Annotated in this window: 20 protein-coding genes; 12 read left to right on the top strand and 8 right to left on the bottom strand. The window is 56.6% G+C overall.

The annotated features are described in order from the left end of the window. The first annotated feature begins 85 nt into the window (after nucleotides 1-85). The 12 genes from BT114_RS13865 (at nucleotide 86) to BT114_RS13810 (ending at nucleotide 10148) form a co-directional block, all read left to right on the top strand. Entirely contained in the window at nucleotides 86-886 is an 801-nt protein-coding gene (locus tag BT114_RS13865; RefSeq protein ID WP_072327098.1) for an ABC transporter substrate-binding protein, read from the top strand. 5 nt (nucleotides 887-891) lie between these two features. After that, complete coding sequence (locus BT114_RS13860) at nucleotides 892-1599, top strand: ABC transporter permease (protein WP_072327097.1); 708 nt, start codon at nucleotides 892-894, stop codon at nucleotides 1597-1599. After that, nucleotides 1599-2249, top strand: a complete 651-nt coding sequence (locus tag BT114_RS13855; protein ID WP_072327096.1) for an ABC transporter ATP-binding protein — start codon at nucleotides 1599-1601, stop codon at nucleotides 2247-2249. Before BT114_RS13860 ends, BT114_RS13855 begins: the two co-directional genes overlap by 1 nt. 12 nt (nucleotides 2250-2261) lie before the next feature. After that, the gene (gene mobA, locus BT114_RS13850) at nucleotides 2262-2834 is read left to right on the top strand and encodes a molybdenum cofactor guanylyltransferase MobA (protein ID WP_072327095.1); all 573 of its coding nucleotides are present in this window, start codon (nucleotides 2262-2264) and stop codon (nucleotides 2832-2834) included. A gap of 283 nt (nucleotides 2835-3117) precedes the next feature. Next, nucleotides 3118-3666: a molybdopterin-guanine dinucleotide biosynthesis protein MobB gene (gene mobB / locus BT114_RS15065; RefSeq protein ID WP_072327094.1), complete on the top strand. Its 549-nt coding sequence runs from the start codon at nucleotides 3118-3120 to the stop codon at nucleotides 3664-3666. Next, entirely contained in the window at nucleotides 3663-4955 is a 1293-nt protein-coding gene (moeA, locus tag BT114_RS13840; RefSeq protein ID WP_072327093.1) for a molybdopterin molybdotransferase MoeA, read from the top strand. The genes mobB and moeA overlap by 4 nt, the downstream gene beginning before the upstream one ends. Further along, a complete protein-coding gene (moaC, locus tag BT114_RS13835; RefSeq protein ID WP_072327092.1) occupies nucleotides 4952-5764 on the top strand; it encodes a cyclic pyranopterin monophosphate synthase MoaC in 813 nt (270 codons plus the stop codon). Before moeA ends, moaC begins: the two co-directional genes overlap by 4 nt. A 3-nt stretch (nucleotides 5765-5767) precedes the next feature. Continuing rightward, on the top strand, nucleotides 5768-6262 hold the full coding sequence (moaE, locus tag BT114_RS13830; RefSeq protein WP_072327091.1) for a molybdopterin synthase catalytic subunit MoaE: 495 nt from the start codon (nucleotides 5768-5770) through the stop codon (nucleotides 6260-6262). Then, nucleotides 6259-7293: a GTP 3',8-cyclase MoaA gene (gene moaA, locus BT114_RS13825; RefSeq protein WP_245770452.1), complete on the top strand. Its 1035-nt coding sequence runs from the start codon at nucleotides 6259-6261 to the stop codon at nucleotides 7291-7293. Before moaE ends, moaA begins: the two co-directional genes overlap by 4 nt. 102 nt (nucleotides 7294-7395) lie before the next feature. Next, nucleotides 7396-7800, top strand: a complete 405-nt coding sequence (locus BT114_RS13820; RefSeq protein WP_072327090.1) for a ribonucleotide reductase subunit alpha — start codon at nucleotides 7396-7398, stop codon at nucleotides 7798-7800. A gap of 8 nt (nucleotides 7801-7808) precedes the next feature. Next, nucleotides 7809-8339, top strand: a complete 531-nt coding sequence (mog, locus tag BT114_RS13815) for a molybdopterin adenylyltransferase (RefSeq protein ID WP_072327089.1) — start codon at nucleotides 7809-7811, stop codon at nucleotides 8337-8339. A 24-nt stretch (nucleotides 8340-8363) separates the two neighbouring features. Beyond that, a complete protein-coding gene (locus BT114_RS13810) occupies nucleotides 8364-10148 on the top strand; it encodes a nitrate- and nitrite sensing domain-containing protein (protein WP_072327088.1) in 1785 nt (594 codons plus the stop codon). 15 nt (nucleotides 10149-10163) lie between these two features. Here the strand turns inward: BT114_RS13810 and ytfE are convergent, their stop codons facing one another. The 8 genes from ytfE to BT114_RS13770 all read right to left on the bottom strand — a co-directional run bounded on the left by ytfE (nucleotide 10164) and on the right by BT114_RS13770 (nucleotide 18139). Beyond that, entirely contained in the window at nucleotides 10164-10844 is a 681-nt protein-coding gene (ytfE, locus tag BT114_RS13805) for an iron-sulfur cluster repair protein YtfE (RefSeq protein ID WP_072327087.1), read from the bottom strand. A 258-nt stretch (nucleotides 10845-11102) separates the two neighbouring features. Next, on the bottom strand, nucleotides 11103-12302 hold the full coding sequence (locus tag BT114_RS13800; RefSeq protein WP_072327086.1) for an NnrS family protein: 1200 nt from the start codon (nucleotides 12300-12302) through the stop codon (nucleotides 11103-11105). Continuing rightward, nucleotides 12289-12660, bottom strand: coding sequence for a Na+/H+ antiporter subunit G (locus tag BT114_RS13795; protein ID WP_072327085.1), 372 nt, complete (start codon nucleotides 12658-12660; stop codon nucleotides 12289-12291). Before BT114_RS13795 ends, BT114_RS13800 begins: the two co-directional genes overlap by 14 nt. Then, nucleotides 12657-12926, bottom strand: a complete 270-nt coding sequence (locus BT114_RS13790; RefSeq protein ID WP_072327084.1) for a K+/H+ antiporter subunit F — start codon at nucleotides 12924-12926, stop codon at nucleotides 12657-12659. The genes BT114_RS13795 and BT114_RS13790 overlap by 4 nt, the downstream gene beginning before the upstream one ends. Continuing rightward, nucleotides 12920-13417, bottom strand: coding sequence for a Na+/H+ antiporter subunit E (locus BT114_RS13785; protein ID WP_072327083.1), 498 nt, complete (start codon nucleotides 13415-13417; stop codon nucleotides 12920-12922). The genes BT114_RS13790 and BT114_RS13785 overlap by 7 nt, the downstream gene beginning before the upstream one ends. Then, on the bottom strand, nucleotides 13414-14937 hold the full coding sequence (locus tag BT114_RS13780) for a monovalent cation/H+ antiporter subunit D (RefSeq protein WP_072327082.1): 1524 nt from the start codon (nucleotides 14935-14937) through the stop codon (nucleotides 13414-13416). The genes BT114_RS13785 and BT114_RS13780 overlap by 4 nt, the downstream gene beginning before the upstream one ends. Beyond that, a complete protein-coding gene (locus BT114_RS13775; protein ID WP_072327081.1) occupies nucleotides 14934-15272 on the bottom strand; it encodes a Na+/H+ antiporter subunit C in 339 nt (112 codons plus the stop codon). Before BT114_RS13775 ends, BT114_RS13780 begins: the two co-directional genes overlap by 4 nt. After that, nucleotides 15272-18139 carry a monovalent cation/H+ antiporter subunit A gene (locus BT114_RS13770; protein WP_342715850.1) on the bottom strand — a complete coding sequence of 956 codons (2868 nt, stop codon included), beginning with the start codon at nucleotides 18137-18139 and terminating at the stop codon, nucleotides 15272-15274. Before BT114_RS13770 ends, BT114_RS13775 begins: the two co-directional genes overlap by 1 nt. Nucleotides 18140-18175: the final 36 nt, after the last annotated feature.

The following is an 18175-nucleotide window of genomic DNA, read 5'->3' as shown; positions in this document are numbered from 1 at the left end:
GGAGCCGATAAAAACTGGCACCTCCCTTGCAACCCAGCAACTCACAGCCCTCACTCATCATCAGCTTCAGGAAGCCTTAATCACCATGAACCGACTGCTGCTTTTGTTCATCCTGCTGTTTGCACTCTCCGGTTCACTGCAAGCCAACCCTCAGGTGGTTCGACTGGCTACCACCACCAGCACTTACAACTCAGGACTGCTGGGCCACCTGCTGCCACATTTTGAAAAACAACATGGCATCACCGTGCAGGTGCTGTCGGTTGGCACCGGGCAGGCACTCAAACTGGGGCAGGATGGTGACGTGGATCTGGTGATAACCCATGCCCCGGTTGCAGAAGAAGCCTTTGTTGAAGCCGGTCATGGCATTGAGCCCCGCAGCCTGATGTACAACGACTATGTGTTGGTCGGCCCTAAAAATGACCCACTTAATCTTGAGCAAGCAGAAGGCATCCTTGATGCGCTGGAAAAAATCCATCAGCGCAACCGTGTGTTTGTTTCCCGCGGGGATGATTCCGGTACCCATAAAAAAGAACTGGAACTCTGGGAGCTGGCAGGGCTGCAACCCGGTTTTCGCAACTACCGCGCGGTTGGTCAGGGCATGGGCCGAGTACTGACCATGACCAGTGAAATGAAGGGCTACACCCTGACCGATCGTGGCACCTGGCTGGCCATGCGGTCACGCCTGGATCTGGCGCTACTCTATGAGGGTGGCATTGATCTGGCCAACCCCTATCAGGTGATTCTGGTTAACCCGCAACGTCATCCCGGCATCAACCACCGTGGCGCCAGACTGCTGCGCGACTGGCTGCTGTCTGAAACCGGTCAGGCACTGATCAATGGTTTCACCGTGGATGATGAACCGCTGTTTTTTGCTGACGCCAACTGATACTCATGGATTCCATCGGATCAGCAACCCTTCAGGCCATTCAACTGCTGCTGTCCGGTGATGCGGAGCTGTGGCAGATCATTGCCTTGTCGTTCCGGGTGTCACTCACCGCCCTGCTGCTGGCCCTGCCACTGGCACTGGCCTGTGGTTTTGCCCTGGCCTTCTGGCACTTTCCCGGCCACTGGTTACTGGTCACCCTGAACAACACATTATTGGCTGTACCCACAGTGGTGATCGGCTTGCTGCTGTTTTTGCTGCTGTCCCGCTCCGGTCCACTGGGTGATCTGCGCCTGCTGTTCAGTCAACCAGCGATGATTGCCGGACAATTTCTGATGTGCCTGCCGATTCTGATTGCCATGAGCCACACCGCCTACCAGAGCTTGTCTCGCCACGCCTGGGAAACCACCCGAACACTGGGTTTGTCGCGCCTGCGTAGCCTGTGGCTGATCACGGTAGAAGTACGTTTTGCCTTGCTGGCCGCAGTGGTCACCGCTTTTGGCCGCATCATTGCCGAAGTGGGCTGCGCCATGATGGTGGGTGGCAACATTGCCGGTTACACCCGCACCATCACCACTGCCATTGCACTGGAAACCTCCAGGGGTGCCTATGTGCAAGGCATAGCCCTGGGGTTAGTGCTTTTGTTACTGGCACTGGGTTTAAATCTGTTGGTGGGCTTCTGTCGAGGCAACAGCGTTCAGGGAGCCAGCCACTGATGAAAACCACCACACCAATGCTGCTTCAGGCCCGCCAGTTGCAATTGAAATACCGGCGTCGAGTGATCTGGGACATTCCTCAGCTTTACTGGCACCAGGGTGAAAGCATTTACCTGCGCGGCATCAACGGCAGCGGCAAAACCAGCCTGATGAAGGTCATCGCCGGATTGCAGTCCCCGTCAAAAGGCCAGGTCAAACTCAACCCGTCCGGACACAAACCGGCAAACAATTGCTGTTACCTGCACCAACACCCCTGGCTGTTCAGCAACAGCGTGCGCAACAACCTGCTCATCACAGGTCACAGCCATCATCTGAAGGGACTCAATCATCAGCAACTGAACCGGCAACTGGATGACCTGCTGGTCTGGGCCGGGCTGATGGAGCTGGCCGAACAACCAGCTCGCACCCTCTCTGGCGGCGAACGCCAACGCCTGGCATTGGCACGCGCACGCCTGATCCAGCCCCGTTTCTGGCTGCTGGATGAACCCACGGCCAGCCTGGATGAACAGAGTGTCCAACGTCTGGCACTGATGCTGGAAGAACTGCAGCAACAGGGAGTAGGGCTGCTGCTGACCAGCCACCAGCAGAATGCGGTCACCGAACTTTGCAGCCAGCAGTGGATGCTGGATAATGGCCAGCTGCACATCTGACGGAGCCTTGCCATGTCCAGTTTTACCCCCGATTCAGTCACTGGCGTCATCCTTGCGGGCGGAGAAGGTCGCCGCATGGGTGGCCAGGATAAAGGCTGGGTCGAATATGAAGGACAACCCCTGATTCACCACGTGATCACTCGTCTGCAACCTCAGGTTGACCAGTTGCTGATCAATGCCAACCGCAATCAACAGGCCTATGAAGCGCTGGGGTTCCGTGTCATCGGGGATCTGCAGGAAGGTTTTCACGGCCCCTTGATGGGCATCCTCACTGGCCTGCAATCAGCCGAAACGGAATGGGTAATTTTTGCACCCTGTGACGGCCCGTTTCTGCCGCTTGATCTGGTCAGTCAACTGCTTCAAGCCACCCGCACTGATAACACCCGGATCGCTGTGGCCGCTGATGGAGAGCGCCTGCAACCGGTGGTGGTATTGCTGCACACCAGTCTGGCCAGTCCCCTGCAACAAGCCATGCAACAGGGCGAACGCAAGCCGGATCGCTGGTATGCCAGCATCGGCATGACCCAGGTGGACTTTGATCCCCGCACCCTGCGCAATTTCAACCGGCCGGAAGAACTGCAATAACAGACAGGCAACACCCCTGTCGTCACTCAACCCTACCTCTGTCGCACTACCTCCTCCGAAGCATATACGCCCAGGCGTATTTATGGCATATTCGGGAAAACCTGAGCAGCATAAGGGCTGAAAAGCTCCTGATGAACGTTATGCGCGCAGGCAAGGCAAGCCGCATCGTCAGCCAATGGTTTCCTGGACAAAAGGCAGATTTTTCCCTTATTTGTCAGTTTATTCCTGCCTTACGGGGCACAGGCTTTGCTCGGTAACAGACCATAGAGGAGCCAGCAGACCCATGATTCAGACGCCCCTGCCAGTACTGGGCTTTGCCGCCTGGAGCGGCACCGGAAAAACCACCCTGCTTAAAGCCCTGCTGCCACGGCTGCGCAGCCGGGGGCTGCGTATCGGTTGCATCAAACATGCCCACCATGACTTTGATGTGGATACCCCCGGCAAGGACAGTTATGAATTGCGCCATGCCGGTGCAGAGCAGATGCTGATTGCCTCACACAAGCGCTGGGCACTGATGGTGGAAGATGAGCGGGTCGAACCACCGGCGCTGCAGGAGCTGCTGCAACAACTCAATACCGACCTGCTGGATCTGGTGCTGATCGAAGGTTTTAAAGCAGAAGCCTTTCCGAAGATTGAATTGCATCGCCCGGCCGTTGGCAAACCCTGGCGTTTCCGGGAAGACCCGCATGTCATGGCCGTGGCCTGTGACCAGTTGGATGCAATACCGGTTGACTGCTGTCTGCCACGACTGGATCTGAACAATCTGGAACAACTGGAAGACTTCATCCTTGAGTTCTGCCAGCGCCACCCTTCCAGAGGAGTGACGCCATGAGCCTGAGCTGCTTTGATTTCACTGACAAAAAAAACCAGCTGACGCTGGAAGAGGCGCGCCAGGCGCTGCTGCAACCAACCAGCGCACAAACACCGGCGGTTCGCCTGCCACTGCAGCAGGCTGCCGGATGCTACCTGGCAGCCCCCATCATTGCTCCGATCAATGTGCCGCAAAACACCAACTCAGCCATGGACGGTTTTGCCCTGAAAGGCACCGAACTGGCCCGGCAACAGCAATGGCAACTGATTGGTGAAAGCCTTGCCGGACAGCGTTTCAGCGGCAAGGTTGAGGCCGGGGAATGTGTCTACATCACCACTGGCGCACCGCTGCCGGATGGCACCGATACCGTGGTGATGGTGGAACAGTGTCAGCGCCATGAAAAGCAGATCAACATCAGTGATGCAGCCAGTATCAAACCCGGCAGCAATGTGCGTCAGGCCGGTGAAGACATCCGCAGCGGCCAGACCCTGCTGCCTGCCGGGCAAGCCCTCGGCAGCGCACAACTGGGGCTGCTGGCATCGTTGGGTTTTTCCGAGGTGAGTGTTCATCAACCCTTGCGGGTTGCGGTGTTTTCCACCGGCAATGAAGTCACTGCACCGGGCCTGCCCTTACCTGGTGATGGCATTTATGACACCAACCGTTTCACCCTGCAGGCCATGCTGCAGGCACTGGGCTGCCAAGTCACCGATCTGGGCATCCTGCCGGATGATCTGGGCAGCATTCGTGCTGCACTGGCAGAAGCCAGACACCGGCACCAACTGGTGCTGACGTCCGGTGGTGTATCCATGGGGGATGCCGACTTTGTTCGCAGTGCCCTGAATGAACTGGGCGAAACCCGTTTCTGGAAACTGGCATTGCGTCCCGGTCGTCCTTTTGCCTTTGGTCACCTGGGTCAGAATGATGCAGGTCAGACCTGCCTGTTTGCCGGATTACCCGGTAATCCGGTGGCGGTGGTGGTGACTTTCATGCTGCTGGTGCAACCCCTGATTCAGCAGCTGCAGGGATGCCAGCAACGCCTCCCTGCACCCTGGCGCGCCAGCAGTATCGAACATTTAAAAAGCCGCACGGGGCGCAGTGATTTCCACCGCGGGGTGTTCAGCATCAGCAGCAACGGCCAGCTGCAGGTGAAAACCACCGGTCCACAGGGGTCCGGCATGCTCACCTCGGTTCACCAGGGCAACTGCCTGATTCGCATCGCAGATGATCAGGCTGAAATTCCGGCAGGTGCACCCGTGGACATCTACCCTTTCCATGAATGGCTGCCCGGTTACAGAGGAACAGCAGAATGAACCAGCTTACACACCTGAATGCCCGTGGCGAAGCCCGCATGGTGGATGTTTCCGAAAAGCAGGTCACCACCCGCACCGCTCAGGCCTGCGCCAGCGTACGCATGCATGCCACCACACTGCAGATGATTGTCGACGGCGATCACCCCAAGGGTGATGTACTGGCCACCGCACGGATTGCCGGCATCATGGCGGCCAAAAAAACCCCCGAACTGATTCCGCTCTGCCACCCGCTGTTACTCAGCAAGGTGGAAGTGACGTTGAGCCCGGACACCAATCTGCCGGGCATCCGCATTCTGGCCACCTGCAAGCTGGCCGGACAGACGGGTGTGGAAATGGAAGCATTAACAGCCGCTTCGGTTGCCGCCCTGACCGTCTATGACATGTGTAAAGCGGTGGATAAACGCATGGAAATTGAAGGCATCCGGGTGCTGGAAAAAACCGGTGGCAAATCCGGTGACTGGACCTTTGAAACAGCACCCCAGCCGGTTGATCAACCTGCATGCACCGCCGAACCGCTACCCAACACTGCATCCGCGGCAACATCCAGTGAAGCCATGATTCAGGTGCAGTTTTTTGCTGAGCTGCGTGAGCAACTGGGTGTGGATAAACTGGATCTGCCGCTGGATCAGCTGCCTGGCACCACGCTGGATGACCTGCTCCAGCAGCTGCGTGCGCGTGGTGAAGTCTGGCAGCGTTATCTGTCCGGCAGCAATCTGCTGATGGCCGTGAACCAGCAGATGGCCAAACCCGGCCAAACCATCTCTGCCGGGGATGAAGTGGCCTTTTTCCCACCGGTCACCGGAGGTTGAAGGATGAACCCCAACCTGATTCGGGTACAGGCCGAAGCGTTTGACAGCGGCCGGGAAATCGACCAGTTGACTGCTGAACGCACCGATCTGGGTGCCGTGGTCAGTTTTGTCGGTTACGTGCGGGACTTCAACGAAAAACCGGATGTCATCGCCCTGACCCTGGAACACTACCCCGGCATGACCGAACAGGCTCTGGAGCAGATAGTGCAGGAGGCCGAAACACGCTGGCCGCTCAAGGGCACCCGCGTGATTCACCGCATCGGGCGACTGGAACCCGGTGACCCGATTGTGCTGGTGGTCACTGCCTCGGCGCACCGCCAGGCGGCTTTTGATGCCTGTAACTTCATCATGGATTTCCTGAAAACCCGCGCGCCCTTCTGGAAAAAAGAACACACCCGCAGCGGCGATTACTGGGTCAGCGCCCGTCACAGTGACTCAGCCGCCGCCGCTCGCTGGCAAACCCCACAACAGGCAACGGCCAAGGCAGAAGAACAATGAACCGGCCCGTTTATGATCCACCCCATATGATTGCTGAACAGACCCCGGCACGACTGATCGACAACTTCGGTCGTCAGGTGACCTATGTACGCCTGTCAGTGACGGATCGTTGTGACTTCCGCTGTGTTTATTGCATGAGTGAAGACATGACCTTCCTGCCACGAGATGCCATTCTCACGCTGGAAGAAATCGGTCGTGTGGCACAAGCTTTTGCGGAACTGGGGGTGGAAAAAATTCGCCTGACCGGGGGCGAGCCGCTGGTGCGCCGTGACCTGACACAACTGGTGGATTTCATCGGCACCCTTGGCCTGAAAGACTTTGCCATGACCACCAACGGCAGCCAATTACCCCGTTATGCCGAAGCCCTGTTTGCCGGTGGTCTGCAACGCCTGAATATCAGCCTGGATTCACTGGACCCGGAAAAATTCCGCCGCATCACCCGCAACGGCGACCTGAACAAGGTACTGCAGGGCATCGATGCAGCCATCGATGCTGGCTTCACCGGCATCAAATTGAATGCCGTGATCATGAAGGGACGCAATGAAGACGAAGTGCTCGATCTGGTGGAGTTTGCCCGTAGCAAAGGCATCGACATCAGCTTTATCGAGGAAATGCCGCTGGGCGTGGTGTCCGATCACCAGCGCGGTGAAACCTACTGCTCCAGTGATGAAGTGCACCGGATCATTGAACAGCGTTATGCCCTGAGTGCCTGTGACAGCCAGACCGCTGGCCCGTCCCGTTATCACCGCATGGCCGACTCAACCACCCGCATCGGCTTCATCTCGCCCCACTCCCACAACTTCTGCGGCGATTGCAACCGCGTGCGAGTGACCGTGGAAGGACGCCTGCTGCTGTGCCTGGGTAATGACCACTCGGTGGATCTGCGCCCGATACTGCGCAGCCATCCTGGCAACAACGAGCCGTTGAAACAGGCCATCATGGATGCCATGGGATTAAAACCCGAACGCCATCACTTCACCAATGACGGTGATGTGCAGGTGGTGCGCCTGATGAACATGACCGGTGGCTGACTACTCCAATCAGCAGACAGCAGCTACCTCTGATGGGTAATGTTCACGCCTGAAAACCCTGCCAGACTCGGAGAAAACCAACATCCGTCATAGGGGTACATCGTGAACATCAACACCTACCAGGATCTGATTGCACTGGCAGAGGAGCAACCGGAACCTCAGCGCCTGCTGTTCGTTTTCAGCAAGGCAGAACTTCCCGAAGACGCCACCCCGGCCCAGAAAAAAGCCTTTGAACAAGGAGAGGGGGGCGTACTCAATCCAGTCATCTGTGTGGATCGCACCCCCGAAGAAGTCAGGGATTTCACCACCCTGGTCAGTGAATCGGAACAGACCGGCCATGACTGGGACATCGCTTTTGTGGCCGCCATGAGTGGCCGGGGCGGCATGCCTCCCACCAGCGAGGAATGCCTGCAGCCACTGAAAATGATGATGCAGCAGATTCAATCAGGCATGATTTCACGCTTTCTGGCCTTCAGTCGCCAGGGAGAACTTGTTCAACTCAACTGAGACTCACCATGACCCAGACTGCTCGAATCGGTATTGTCACCGTCAGCGACCGCGCCAGCGCCGGCATTTATGAAGACCTGTCCGGACAGGCCATCATTGACACCCTGAAAGCCTATCTGAGCAGTGACTGGGAAGCCGTTTACCGCCTGATCCCTGATGAACAGCCACAGATTGAAACCACCCTGAAAGAACTGGTGGATCAGGAACACTGCTGCCTGGTGGTCACCACCGGTGGCACGGGTCCGGCCAGCCGGGATGTCACCCCGGAAGCCACCGAAGCCGTCTGTGAGCGCATGATGCCGGGCTTCGGTGAGCTGATGCGCATGGAGTCCCTCAAGTATGTACCCACAGCCATTCTGTCACGCCAGACCGCAGGCCTCAGAGGCAACAGCCTGATTGTTAACCTACCCGGTAAACCCAAAGCCATCCGTCAATGCCTGGACGCCGTATTCCCAGCCATTCCTTATTGCATTGATCTGATGGATGGTCCTTATCTGGTCTGTGATGAACAGGTGATCAAGGCATTTCGTCCCGGTTGAACCCGGTGGTGGAGGCAAAGACAGATGCCGACAGCAGCAGACCACAGCAACAAAGACCCATCCTGGCTGACCACTCGCCTGCTGGTTCTGATCATTGCGCCGGTCTTGTTGCTGGGTGGCATCATCATCAGTGTGGCCATCGACCGCTTTGCACAGATCAGCCAGCTGCAGTTGCACCGGGAATCCATCCGCAACCTGCAACTGCTGAGTGAGTTGGTGGATGCCCTGGCCATGGAAAGAGGTGCCACCAACCTGATTCTGGTATCCAGCGGGCATCACCACATGAGCTCAATGACCAGCATCCGGCAACAAACCGACCGCTTGAGTGCACAGTTTCTGCAACTGGCAAACCGCCCACACACACCAACGGATGGAACACACTTCCAGCGACTCAGTGCAGCCCTGCAGGCACTACCGGAACAACGATCGGAGGTGGATCAACTGCACGTCACTCCCGAAACCTGCCACCAGTACTACACAAGCATGATTTCCGACCTGCTGCTGATGGCCGATGCCACCGGCAAACTGAACAACCTCCATTACAACAATCAGGTGAAAATCCTGCTGCTGATTTCAGAAGCCAAAGAACGACTGGGACAAACACGTGCCCTGATGACCCCGATTCTGGCCAGAAACACCGTCAGCAGTGCCGATGAACAACAGCTCATACAACTCAGAACTGAATTTCACCTGCTGATCAACCACGCATTCAAGTATTCCGATCAACCCACACGTCTGGCACTGGATCAGTTCATGACACAGGACAGCCTGCAAAGGATGCTGCAAATCATTCAACACTCACTCGCAGCATCCGCAGCAACAACCAACCTGCAACCGATCACTTACGAACAATGGTTTCACCTCAGCAGCCAGGCGATCAATCAGCTGCTGGATACCGAGCTGCGCGTCATCAATAACCTGATCAATGAAAACACACAGCAGCTTCAATCCACCCAGACCACCACGGCCAGCCTGGTGTCTTTTTTCATGCTGTTTCTACTGATCATTCTGCTGGTCTCTGCCGAAACCCATAAGTCCATCAAGGATAAAAGAGAGCTGCTGCTGCAATTGCTCAATGAAAAGGCTGCCGACTCGGTGCTGGCCAAACAGGTTTATGATGCCATCACCAGGAGCAGCCAGCAGATTCGGCCACAAGGCATCAACTATGCCATTCAGCCCTGTGTCGGCCATGAGTTCAGCGGTGATTTTGTGATGTTGTCCAGAACACCAAAATCCGGTGTTTACCACCTGCTGATTCTGGATGCTACCGGCCATGGCCTGTCTGCTGCCATCAGCCTGCTACCCCTGATTCAGATCTTTCGTTCGATGTCAGAAAAAGGCTTTGAGCTGACCGACATCATTTGTGAAGCCAATCAGAAACTGGAACAGATCCTGCCTGGTGACCGGCTGGTGGCGGCAGCCTTCATCAGCCTGGATCTGAATCTGCAGCAGGCACAGTTATGGAATGCTGCCATGCCAGACACACTGCTGCTGGACCGGAAAAACCAGGCCCGGCTGCTGGCATCCGACTTTCTGCCGCTAGGTGCCACCCCTCTCAGCAAAGAGGAAGTGAAACCCAACACCATCAGTCTGACGGATCACTCCATCATCCTGCTGTCTGATGGATTGATAGAACACACCCGCGGGCAGAAAAAAAGCCGTGCTTACAAACTGCTGGCTGAAAACCTGATCCTGCAGCACTATCAGCCCGACAAGGTGATCAGCCAGCTGCTGGCCTCCGGGCCACCCCAGGATGACATGACACTGCTGATCATCAGCCACCCGGACCTGCAACAGATCACTATCTGAACAAAGTCAGCCGCTTCACTGACAGCTGCCACAACAGGTTTCACTGGTCTGCAGAGGCTGCACAAACAACACCTCGTTTTCCAGCAGTATGTGCTCCATCAGGTCTTCTTTCAGCTCCTGCAAGCCGCGATACAAGGCGGTCCAGGTGTTGCAGGCGCCTTCCGGCAGAGTGATGCCATTGGTCAGATAGTCCAGCTTGTCCAGTTCTTCACCATGCTGCAAGTGTTCTTCCTGCATCACATGAATCGGGCCGGAAGGATAAATGCCCTGTTGCAGCATCGGAAAAAGGATCTGCTCTTCCTTGCGCATGTGGCTATCCAGTTCCTGCTGCATGTTCTGCAGATGCTCAGCCAGCCCCAGCGGGCATTCCTCGGCATGACCATGCACCTGCTCAACCCGCAGCGCCAGACGAATCAGCTCAGGCAACTGCTCCCGATGGCGTTGGTGATAACGCTGCAGGATATGCTCAACCAGTGTTTTGGCAGACTCTTTTCGCCAGTCTTTAGCCGGGGGCTGCTGCTGCAACTGCTCCAGTGCTTGCAGAATCGGTGCTGCATCCAGTTGCTGTTTGGCCAGGGCATCAGCCAGGGTCTGTTGTCCACCGCAGCAGAAATCCAGCTTGTGTTGATGGAAAATGCGAGTGGCACCGTTGATTTCAGTCGCCAGCTTGCCCAGGGGTTGATCCAGTAGTTGCATGTGTTTTCTCCTCTCAGGAACAGATATCCCCTGATTCAAAGCAACCCTCATGCCAAAAATAAACCACTGTTTATCAAGATAAAAAAAGATATCAGGGTATTATCAACCCCGACCAGAAAGGGTTAATTAAACCCTGAAGGGTAAAATCCACCCTCGCACTTCATTAAAAGCACTCCATCAAGAAAGCCCCATCAGGAAACATCTGATTAACCTTATCGGCGCGGGCAGGGCAAAATCGTTCATCCGCCGCTTCCGCGATCAACCGGGACGACCATCCGCACGCGGACGCGTCAAAACCGGCCAGTACACCAGGCAATAACAGGCATAAGCCAGCACCCAGCCTGCAGCCGCCAACTGATACCAGAACACCAGGCTACCCGGCAACCAGGGAGCCAGCACTCTTGCACCTGCCACCAGCAGGATCAACAAAAAGGCCAGGGACATCACCGGTTTTGCTTGTAACAAACGCCCCGTGTGCCCAAGGGAAATGCGGGCCATCATCGCCAGAATCATCAAGCCCATGGCACCCACTGCCAGCGCATGCAGCGCGGTTGAGCGCGGCACCGGCAGGCCTGCGGCGGCGGCCGCAAACAGTGCCAGTCCCAGCGGAATGAACCAGCAGGCCAGATGCAGAGACCAGAGCAGTGGCACACGCCAGGTCACCCAGATTTTCACCCGCAAGACCCGCCAGAAACCCAGCAGTGCTGCCAGGCCATACAAGAGTGCCAGCCAGGTATCCGGCACGTGGATCTGCAACCCGGTCAGATGCAGGAATACAATCAACCACAGGGCACCCAGAAACCACCGATCCAACCAGGGATGATCCGCCACTTTTGGAGTGCCGGTGCCATTGGCGGTGAACATCGGCAACACCCGGCCCGACACGATCGCCATCACCAGGGTGATCAGCCACACAGCCGTCAGTGCACCCTGCTGCTGCAATACCGGTTGCTGCCAGAGCACACCAAGATGCATCAGCAGATTACAGACCGTCAGCAACAGCAGCAGCGGCACAAAAAACAGATTCCGCCATTTCCCGGCCTGCACCAGAATCAACCCGAACAGCAGTGCTGCCACCGGTAAAAAAACCAGATCCACACCAGCCGCCAGCCAGCCCGGTACACCGGGATTCCAGAACATCAGCACCCGACCGGCCAGCCAGATCACAGTAAGCCACAGCAGCAGACGGCCATGTGTGGCCCTGACGCCGGTCCAGTTCTGTACTGCAGTCAGCAGAAAACCGACAATGATGGCTGCCACAAAGCCGAACAGCATCTCATGCTGATGCCAGAACATCAGGCCACCATAAGGCTCAAACATCACCCGGCCCGTTAACAACAATCCCCATAACAACATGGCCAGCAGACTGAACAGGGCACCCAGCAGAAACAGCGGACGAAACGCCTGTCGCAGCAGAGGGTGCAGAGCCTGCTCCTGATTCAATTCAGGTGTTGTCATGCTGTTGTTCTCTGTTGTTGATGGTGGATGCCTGTTGCTCAGTGACCGGTTTACCTGCTGTTGCTCCGAGGCCACGATGCAACGCCACTCGCGCCAGCAGATGAGCACTGATCGGGGCAGTGACAAACAGGAACAGGGTAATCAGCGCCTCCTGTACGGAAATGCCCGGTTGGGTGCTGCTGAAATAGATCAGTGAACCCAGCAAGGTTGCCCCCACACCCAGGGTGCTGGCCTTGGTCGGCCCATGCAACCGCATGAAAAAATCCGGCAACCTGGCCAGCCCCCAGGAGCCCAGCAACGCCACCAGCGCACCCAGCAGCAATAACAGGGCAATCAAACCTTCCAGTAGCCACATCATTCGATCACATCTCCCCGCAGCAGGTATTTGCTTAACGCCAGGGTACTGACAAAACCCATCAAGGCAATCAGCATTGCCACTTCAAACAGGACACCCAGCCCCAGATGTATGTCCGTCAGCACCAGCAGGGCAATGGAGTTGATCATCATGGTGTCCAGCGCCAGCACCCTATCTACAATATCAGGCCCCTTCACCAGTCGATAAAGATTCAGCAACAGAGCCAGGGCAAAAATGCCCATTGCCAGTGGAACCACCCAGCTCAACATTGAAAGATCTCCTTCAGCGGTTGCTCATAACGCTGCTTGATCTGTTGTACCAGCGCCTGCTCATCTTCCAGGTGCAGCACATGAATCATCAACACCTGACGCTGTGCATCATAATGAGCCGACACAGTGCCTGGTGTCAGAGAGATGGTGCTGGCCAGCAACGTGATGGCATAGTCATTGTTCAGCTCAACCGGATAATCAATGAAACCAGGGGACATGCGCTCAACCGGCCCCATCAACAGTCGTGCCACCACCCAGTTGGAAGTCAGCAGATCCCCCAGAAACACCAGCAGATAACGCAGCATCAAACCGGGACGGTGCACCTCCGGCTGGCGTGGCATGAATGGATCTGCCACCAGTGGAATCACCCAGCCCAGCAAGCCACCCAACAGCAGATGAGCAACACTCAGGGTGTTCATCAGAAACAGCCACAACACCACCAGAAAAACCGACAGCAGCGGACGAGGCAGCCAGAAACGCCAGCGCATCATTTCCACACCCCACCTGGCAGCAGCTCGGCCACCTTCGGATGCGCTTGCAGATAAGCTCCCGGTTCCATCAACTGCTCGGCAGTCAGCAACATCCACCCCATCACCGGCTCCGCATTCAGGGATAAAAGACCACTGGCACTCAGTAACACCACCACCAGCAACAATTCCACCGGGTTCAGTGGCCGTTGTTTTTCACAGGCCGGAGAACTCCAGAACCAGGCCGATCCGCCACGACTCAGGGCCACCAGCACCAGCAGGCCGGCAAACAGGATCACTGCCCACAGCCAGAACCCCTGTTCCAGACTGTATACCGAATGGAGTATCCAGACCTTGCTGATAAAACCACTGAAAGGAGGCAACCCGGCCATGCTGATGGCGGCCACAAAAAACAGTCCCGCCATCAACCAGCGGTTATTCATGCCCGCCTGCACATGAAAGCGATCATACCCCTGATCCCTTTGCCGCCCGATCAGATCAGCCATTAAAAAGAACACTGCGGTCATCAGGGTGGAATGCACCAGATAAAACAGCGCTGCAGCCAACGCCTGTGGACTGGCCAGGGTCAGGGTGGCCAGCAGAATGCCGACAGAAAGAATCACCAGATAAGCGGTCAGGGTTCTCAGGCTGAGTGAACCCAGCGCACCCAGCCCACCCAGCAACAGGGTGGCCAATGCCAGAGGCCAGACCCAGGCGAGCAACTCAACCTGAAGGGGATCATCACCCGTGCCAAACACCAGCCAGAACACCCGCAGAATGGCGTAAATCCCCACCTTGGTCATGATTGCAAACAGTGCAGCAACCGGTGCACTGGCTGCGGTGTAAGCCCTTGGCAACCAGAAGAGCAGCGGCAGGATCGCCGCCTTGATGCCAAACACCACCAGCAACAACACTCCGGCAGCCAGATAAAGCGGGCGATCACTCACCGGCGCAGCAGCAACCTTCAGCGCCAGATCCGCCATATTCAGGGTTCCGGCGACACCATAAAGGGTGGCCAGTGCCAGCACAAACACCGCCGAACCCACCAGGTTGATGATCACATAATGCAAACCCGCCCGACTGCGGGCACGGCTGCCGCCATGCAACAGCAAGGCATAAGAGGCCAGCAGCAGGATTTCAAAAAACACAAACAGGTTGAACAGATCCCCGGTTAACAGGGCACCATTCACACCCAGCAACTGGAATTGAAACAGTGCATGAAAATTCATGCCGAGGCGATCCGTGCCCTGACAGGCATACAACAGACAAAATGCCGCCAGCACAGCGGTTAACACCAGCATCAGAGCACTTAAACGATCCAGCACCAGCACAATGCCAAAAGGTGGTGCCCAGTTGCCGAGGGCATACAGGTGATAATCACCGGATGCAGCCAGTGCCAGCAATTGCAGCCCAACCACCACCAGTGAAAGACTGGCGATCACGCCGATCACTCGCTGCAGCGCCAACCCGAGACCCGGCCAGAGCAGCAACAAGGCACCGGCCAGCAGCGGTAATAAAACCGGCATCAGCAACAGGTGGCTCATAAGCGGTCCTCATTGGGTGCTTCGCCATCCACATGGTCGCTGCGCAACTCCACTGCCGCTTTTAATGCCAGCACCACCGTAAAGGCAGTCATCGCAAAACCGATCACGATGGCAGTCAACACCAGTGCCTGTGGCAAGGGATCTGCATAATCATCCACCACCCCGATCAGTGCCGGTGATCCGGTTTTTAATCGCCCCATGGCAAACAGAAACACATTCACTGCATGAGAAAGCAGTGTCAGGCCCAGAATCACACTGAAGGTTCGTCCCCGCAGCAGCAGATAAACACCTGAAGCGGTCAGTATGCCCAGCACCACTGCCAGAATCAGCTCCATCAACCCACCTCCTTGCCGGGACCAGCCACCGTCATCAGGCGCCCCAGGTTGGCCAGTATCAACAGGGTGGAACCAACCACCACGGCATAAACCCCCAGATCAAACACCAGCACACTGGCCAGCTCGACTTCACCCAACAGCAGCAGATCAAAGTGCCCAAAGGTTGAGGTCAGGAAGGGATAACCAAACACCAGACTCCCCAGTCCTGTCAGGGTTGCCAGCAGAATTCCGGCACCGATCAACGGACGGAACTGCGTACGCATGCGTTGCTGGGCCCATACCAGACCACCCGCCATGTATTGCAGTGTCAGCGCCACCGCAGTCACCAATCCGGCAATAAAGCCGCCACCCGGCATGTTGTGGCCACGCAGGAAGATATAAGCCGACACCATCAGTGCAATCGGCAACACCAGACCGGCCGTGACCCTTAACAACAAGGGGTGAGCCTCGGCAAAACCCTGCGCATCCCAGCCTTCAGACACCCGTGACTTGAGCTGCAGATCCTGAGTGAAGGCAAACACCGCCACCGCAGCAATGGCCAGCACGGTGATTTCACCCAGAGTGTCAAAACCACGAAAATCCACCAGAATCACATTCACCACATTGGTGCCACCACCACCGGGCACACTCTGCTCCAGAAAAAAACCGGAAATTGAATCCAGGGGTCGTGTCAGCAATCCATAAGCCAGGGTTGCAAACGCAGCACCGACTCCGCCCGCCAGGAACAGATCCCGCCCTCTGCGAGCCTTGCTGCTTTCATGCGGTGATCGCTGGGGTAAAAATGACAAGGCCAGCATCATGATCACCACCGCCATCACCTCCACCGACAACTGTGTCAGCGCCAGATCCGGTGCTGAAAAACGGGCAAAAAACAGCGTGATGATCAATCCCACCACCCCCAGCAACAGCAAGGCCAGCAGACGCTTGCGCTGAATCATCACCACCCCGATGGCAGCAACCGCCAGCACCAGCGCACCGATGGCAAAGGCCGGATCAACCGGTGACAAGGGGAGAGGCCCGACCACCATTCCCTGCAGCGCCCAGAACAGCAACACCAGCAAAGTGGTGAACAACAGGGCCAGATAACGCTGCAAAGAACCATTTTCCAGCTGATGCACCAGCCAGCGGGTGAACAGAATCACCTGCCGCATCAGGGTTTCAAAAATCTCCTTGGCATCCACTTCCGGCAAACGGGCATGCAGTGCAAACAGCGGATTGCGTGCAGCATAAAAGGCAATGCCACCGATCAGCGCCAGCAGACTCATCCAGAAGGGCCAGCCACTGTCCAGCGCAGCAAAGTCATAACTGGGCAACAGCTGGCCGGTTGCAGCCAGGGTCACTGGCACCACCCAGAAATCAAACAGTCCCACCGGATGCCAACCGATCACCAACGTCAGCACCACCAGCGGCAACAGCGGCAACAAGGCCCAGCGACGCAACGGCTGGGGTATTCCTTTGGGCAAATCCTGCGGCTGACCATTAAAAAACACGTTGTGGAAAATCCGAGCGGAATAGGCCACTGACAAACCACCGGCCAGGGTCACCCACAGCGGCAGCACACTCACTGCCCAGAAAGGCTGATCAACCGTCAGGCTGGCCGCAAACAGCATTTTCTTGCTGAAATAACCGCTCAATAACGGCAGGCCCGCCATGGCAGCAGCAGAAATGGCGGTCAGCACCATCAGCCCCGGATAATAGCGCCACAAACCATTGATTTTTCGAAGATCACGGGTTCCTGTGGCCAGATCCACATAACCGGCCATCATGAACAGCGGTGCCTTGAACAGGGCATGACCAATCAGGTGAAACAGTGCAATGCCCAAAGCCAGCGGGCTGCCCAGCCCCAGCAGCAAGGTGATCAACCCCAGGTGTGAAAGGGTGGAATAAGCCAGCAGGCCTTTCATGTCATGCATGAACATGGCCACAAAAGCACCCAGCATCAGGGTACTCATGCCAACCAGGGTCACCAGTGTGAACCAGGCATGGGTTTCAGCCAGTGCAGGATGCAGTCGCATCAACAGAAAGATCCCGGCCTTCACCAGGGTTGCTGAATGAAGATACGCTGAAACCGGTGTGGGGGCTGCCATGGCATGAGGCAGCCACAGATGAAAGGGAAACTGCGCGGACTTGGCAAAAGCACCCAGCAGAATCAACACCAGTATCCACTCATAATATGCGCTGGCTTTGATGGCCTCACCACTGGCCAGCACCTGACTCAATTCCAGAGAACCAGCCACCTGCCCCAGCAACACCAGCCCGGCCAACAGCGCCAGCCCGCCACCGGCAGTGATCACCAGCGTCATGCGTGCACCACGACGGGCAGCACTTTTTTGCCAACTGAAGGCCACCAGCAGAAACGAAATCAGGCTGGTCATTTCCCAGAACACCAACAGCACCAACAGGTTTTCCGAGGTCACCAGCCCCAGCATGGCAGCCATAAACAACAGCATCAGGACATAAAACCGCCCGGCATTTTCTTTACCGGCAAAATAATGGCGCGCAAACAGGATGATCAGACTGCCAATACCACTGATCAGCAGGGCAAAAATGCCACCCAGTGCATCCAGTCGCAGACTGAAAGTCAGCCCCAGGCTGGGCACCCACTGCCAGTGATGAATCAGTGTCTCACCGGCCAGCACCAGGGGCAGCTGCAACACCACCAGCAGAAAGCTGGCCAGCGCAGGCAACAGGGCAATCACAGCCAGCAATCCGACCGGGCGGGAAGCAAAAAAGACGGGTAACAAAGCACCCAGCAAAGGAAAAAGAAACAGCAGAGCCAGTGCCATGAGCCGGTCAACCTGTTGTTGATCTGGTTTCAGCAGCCAGAAGGCATCCATCAGAAGTGCGCCATGCAGTTGCCATAACAACCACAGGACGCCACTTCTTTACGCTTAAGGCCAACC

Source organism: Marinospirillum alkaliphilum DSM 21637 (genome assembly GCF_900119735.1).
Classification (GTDB): Bacteria; Pseudomonadota; Gammaproteobacteria; order Pseudomonadales; family Halomonadaceae; genus Marinospirillum; species Marinospirillum alkaliphilum.
The sequence above is the reverse complement of the archived record's forward strand: the minus strand, read 5'-3'. Positions and strand labels throughout refer to the sequence as shown.

What these genes read in the sequence shown, in the direction of transcription:
- mog (WP_072327089.1), top strand. Translation starts at nt 7,809, where the DNA reads ATGACCCAGACTGCTCGAATCGGTATTGTCACCGTCAGCGACCGCGCC.
- ytfE (WP_072327087.1), bottom strand. Translation starts at nt 10,844, where the DNA reads ATGCAACTACTGGATCAACCCCTGGGCAAGCTGGCGACTGAAATCAAC.
- BT114_RS13865 (WP_072327098.1), top strand. Translation starts at nt 86, where the DNA reads ATGAACCGACTGCTGCTTTTGTTCATCCTGCTGTTTGCACTCTCCGGT.
- BT114_RS13860 (WP_072327097.1), top strand. Translation starts at nt 892, where the DNA reads ATGGATTCCATCGGATCAGCAACCCTTCAGGCCATTCAACTGCTGCTG.
- moaC (WP_072327092.1), top strand. Translation starts at nt 4,952, where the DNA reads ATGAACCAGCTTACACACCTGAATGCCCGTGGCGAAGCCCGCATGGTG.
- mobB (WP_072327094.1), top strand. Translation starts at nt 3,118, where the DNA reads ATGATTCAGACGCCCCTGCCAGTACTGGGCTTTGCCGCCTGGAGCGGC.
- BT114_RS13780 (WP_072327082.1), bottom strand. Translation starts at nt 14,937, where the DNA reads ATGAGCCACCTGTTGCTGATGCCGGTTTTATTACCGCTGCTGGCCGGT.
- BT114_RS13785 (WP_072327083.1), bottom strand. Translation starts at nt 13,417, where the DNA reads ATGATGCGCTGGCGTTTCTGGCTGCCTCGTCCGCTGCTGTCGGTTTTT.
- BT114_RS13855 (WP_072327096.1), top strand. Translation starts at nt 1,599, where the DNA reads ATGAAAACCACCACACCAATGCTGCTTCAGGCCCGCCAGTTGCAATTG.
- moaA (WP_245770452.1), top strand. Translation starts at nt 6,259, where the DNA reads ATGAACCGGCCCGTTTATGATCCACCCCATATGATTGCTGAACAGACC.
- BT114_RS13775 (WP_072327081.1), bottom strand. Translation starts at nt 15,272, where the DNA reads ATGGAGCTGATTCTGGCAGTGGTGCTGGGCATACTGACCGCTTCAGGT.
- mobA (WP_072327095.1), top strand. Translation starts at nt 2,262, where the DNA reads ATGTCCAGTTTTACCCCCGATTCAGTCACTGGCGTCATCCTTGCGGGC.
- BT114_RS13790 (WP_072327084.1), bottom strand. Translation starts at nt 12,926, where the DNA reads ATGTTGAGCTGGGTGGTTCCACTGGCAATGGGCATTTTTGCCCTGGCT.
- BT114_RS13795 (WP_072327085.1), bottom strand. Translation starts at nt 12,660, where the DNA reads ATGATGTGGCTACTGGAAGGTTTGATTGCCCTGTTATTGCTGCTGGGT.
- BT114_RS13800 (WP_072327086.1), bottom strand. Translation starts at nt 12,302, where the DNA reads ATGACAACACCTGAATTGAATCAGGAGCAGGCTCTGCACCCTCTGCTG.
- BT114_RS13810 (WP_072327088.1), top strand. Translation starts at nt 8,364, where the DNA reads ATGCCGACAGCAGCAGACCACAGCAACAAAGACCCATCCTGGCTGACC.
- moeA (WP_072327093.1), top strand. Translation starts at nt 3,663, where the DNA reads ATGAGCCTGAGCTGCTTTGATTTCACTGACAAAAAAAACCAGCTGACG.
- moaE (WP_072327091.1), top strand. Translation starts at nt 5,768, where the DNA reads ATGAACCCCAACCTGATTCGGGTACAGGCCGAAGCGTTTGACAGCGGC.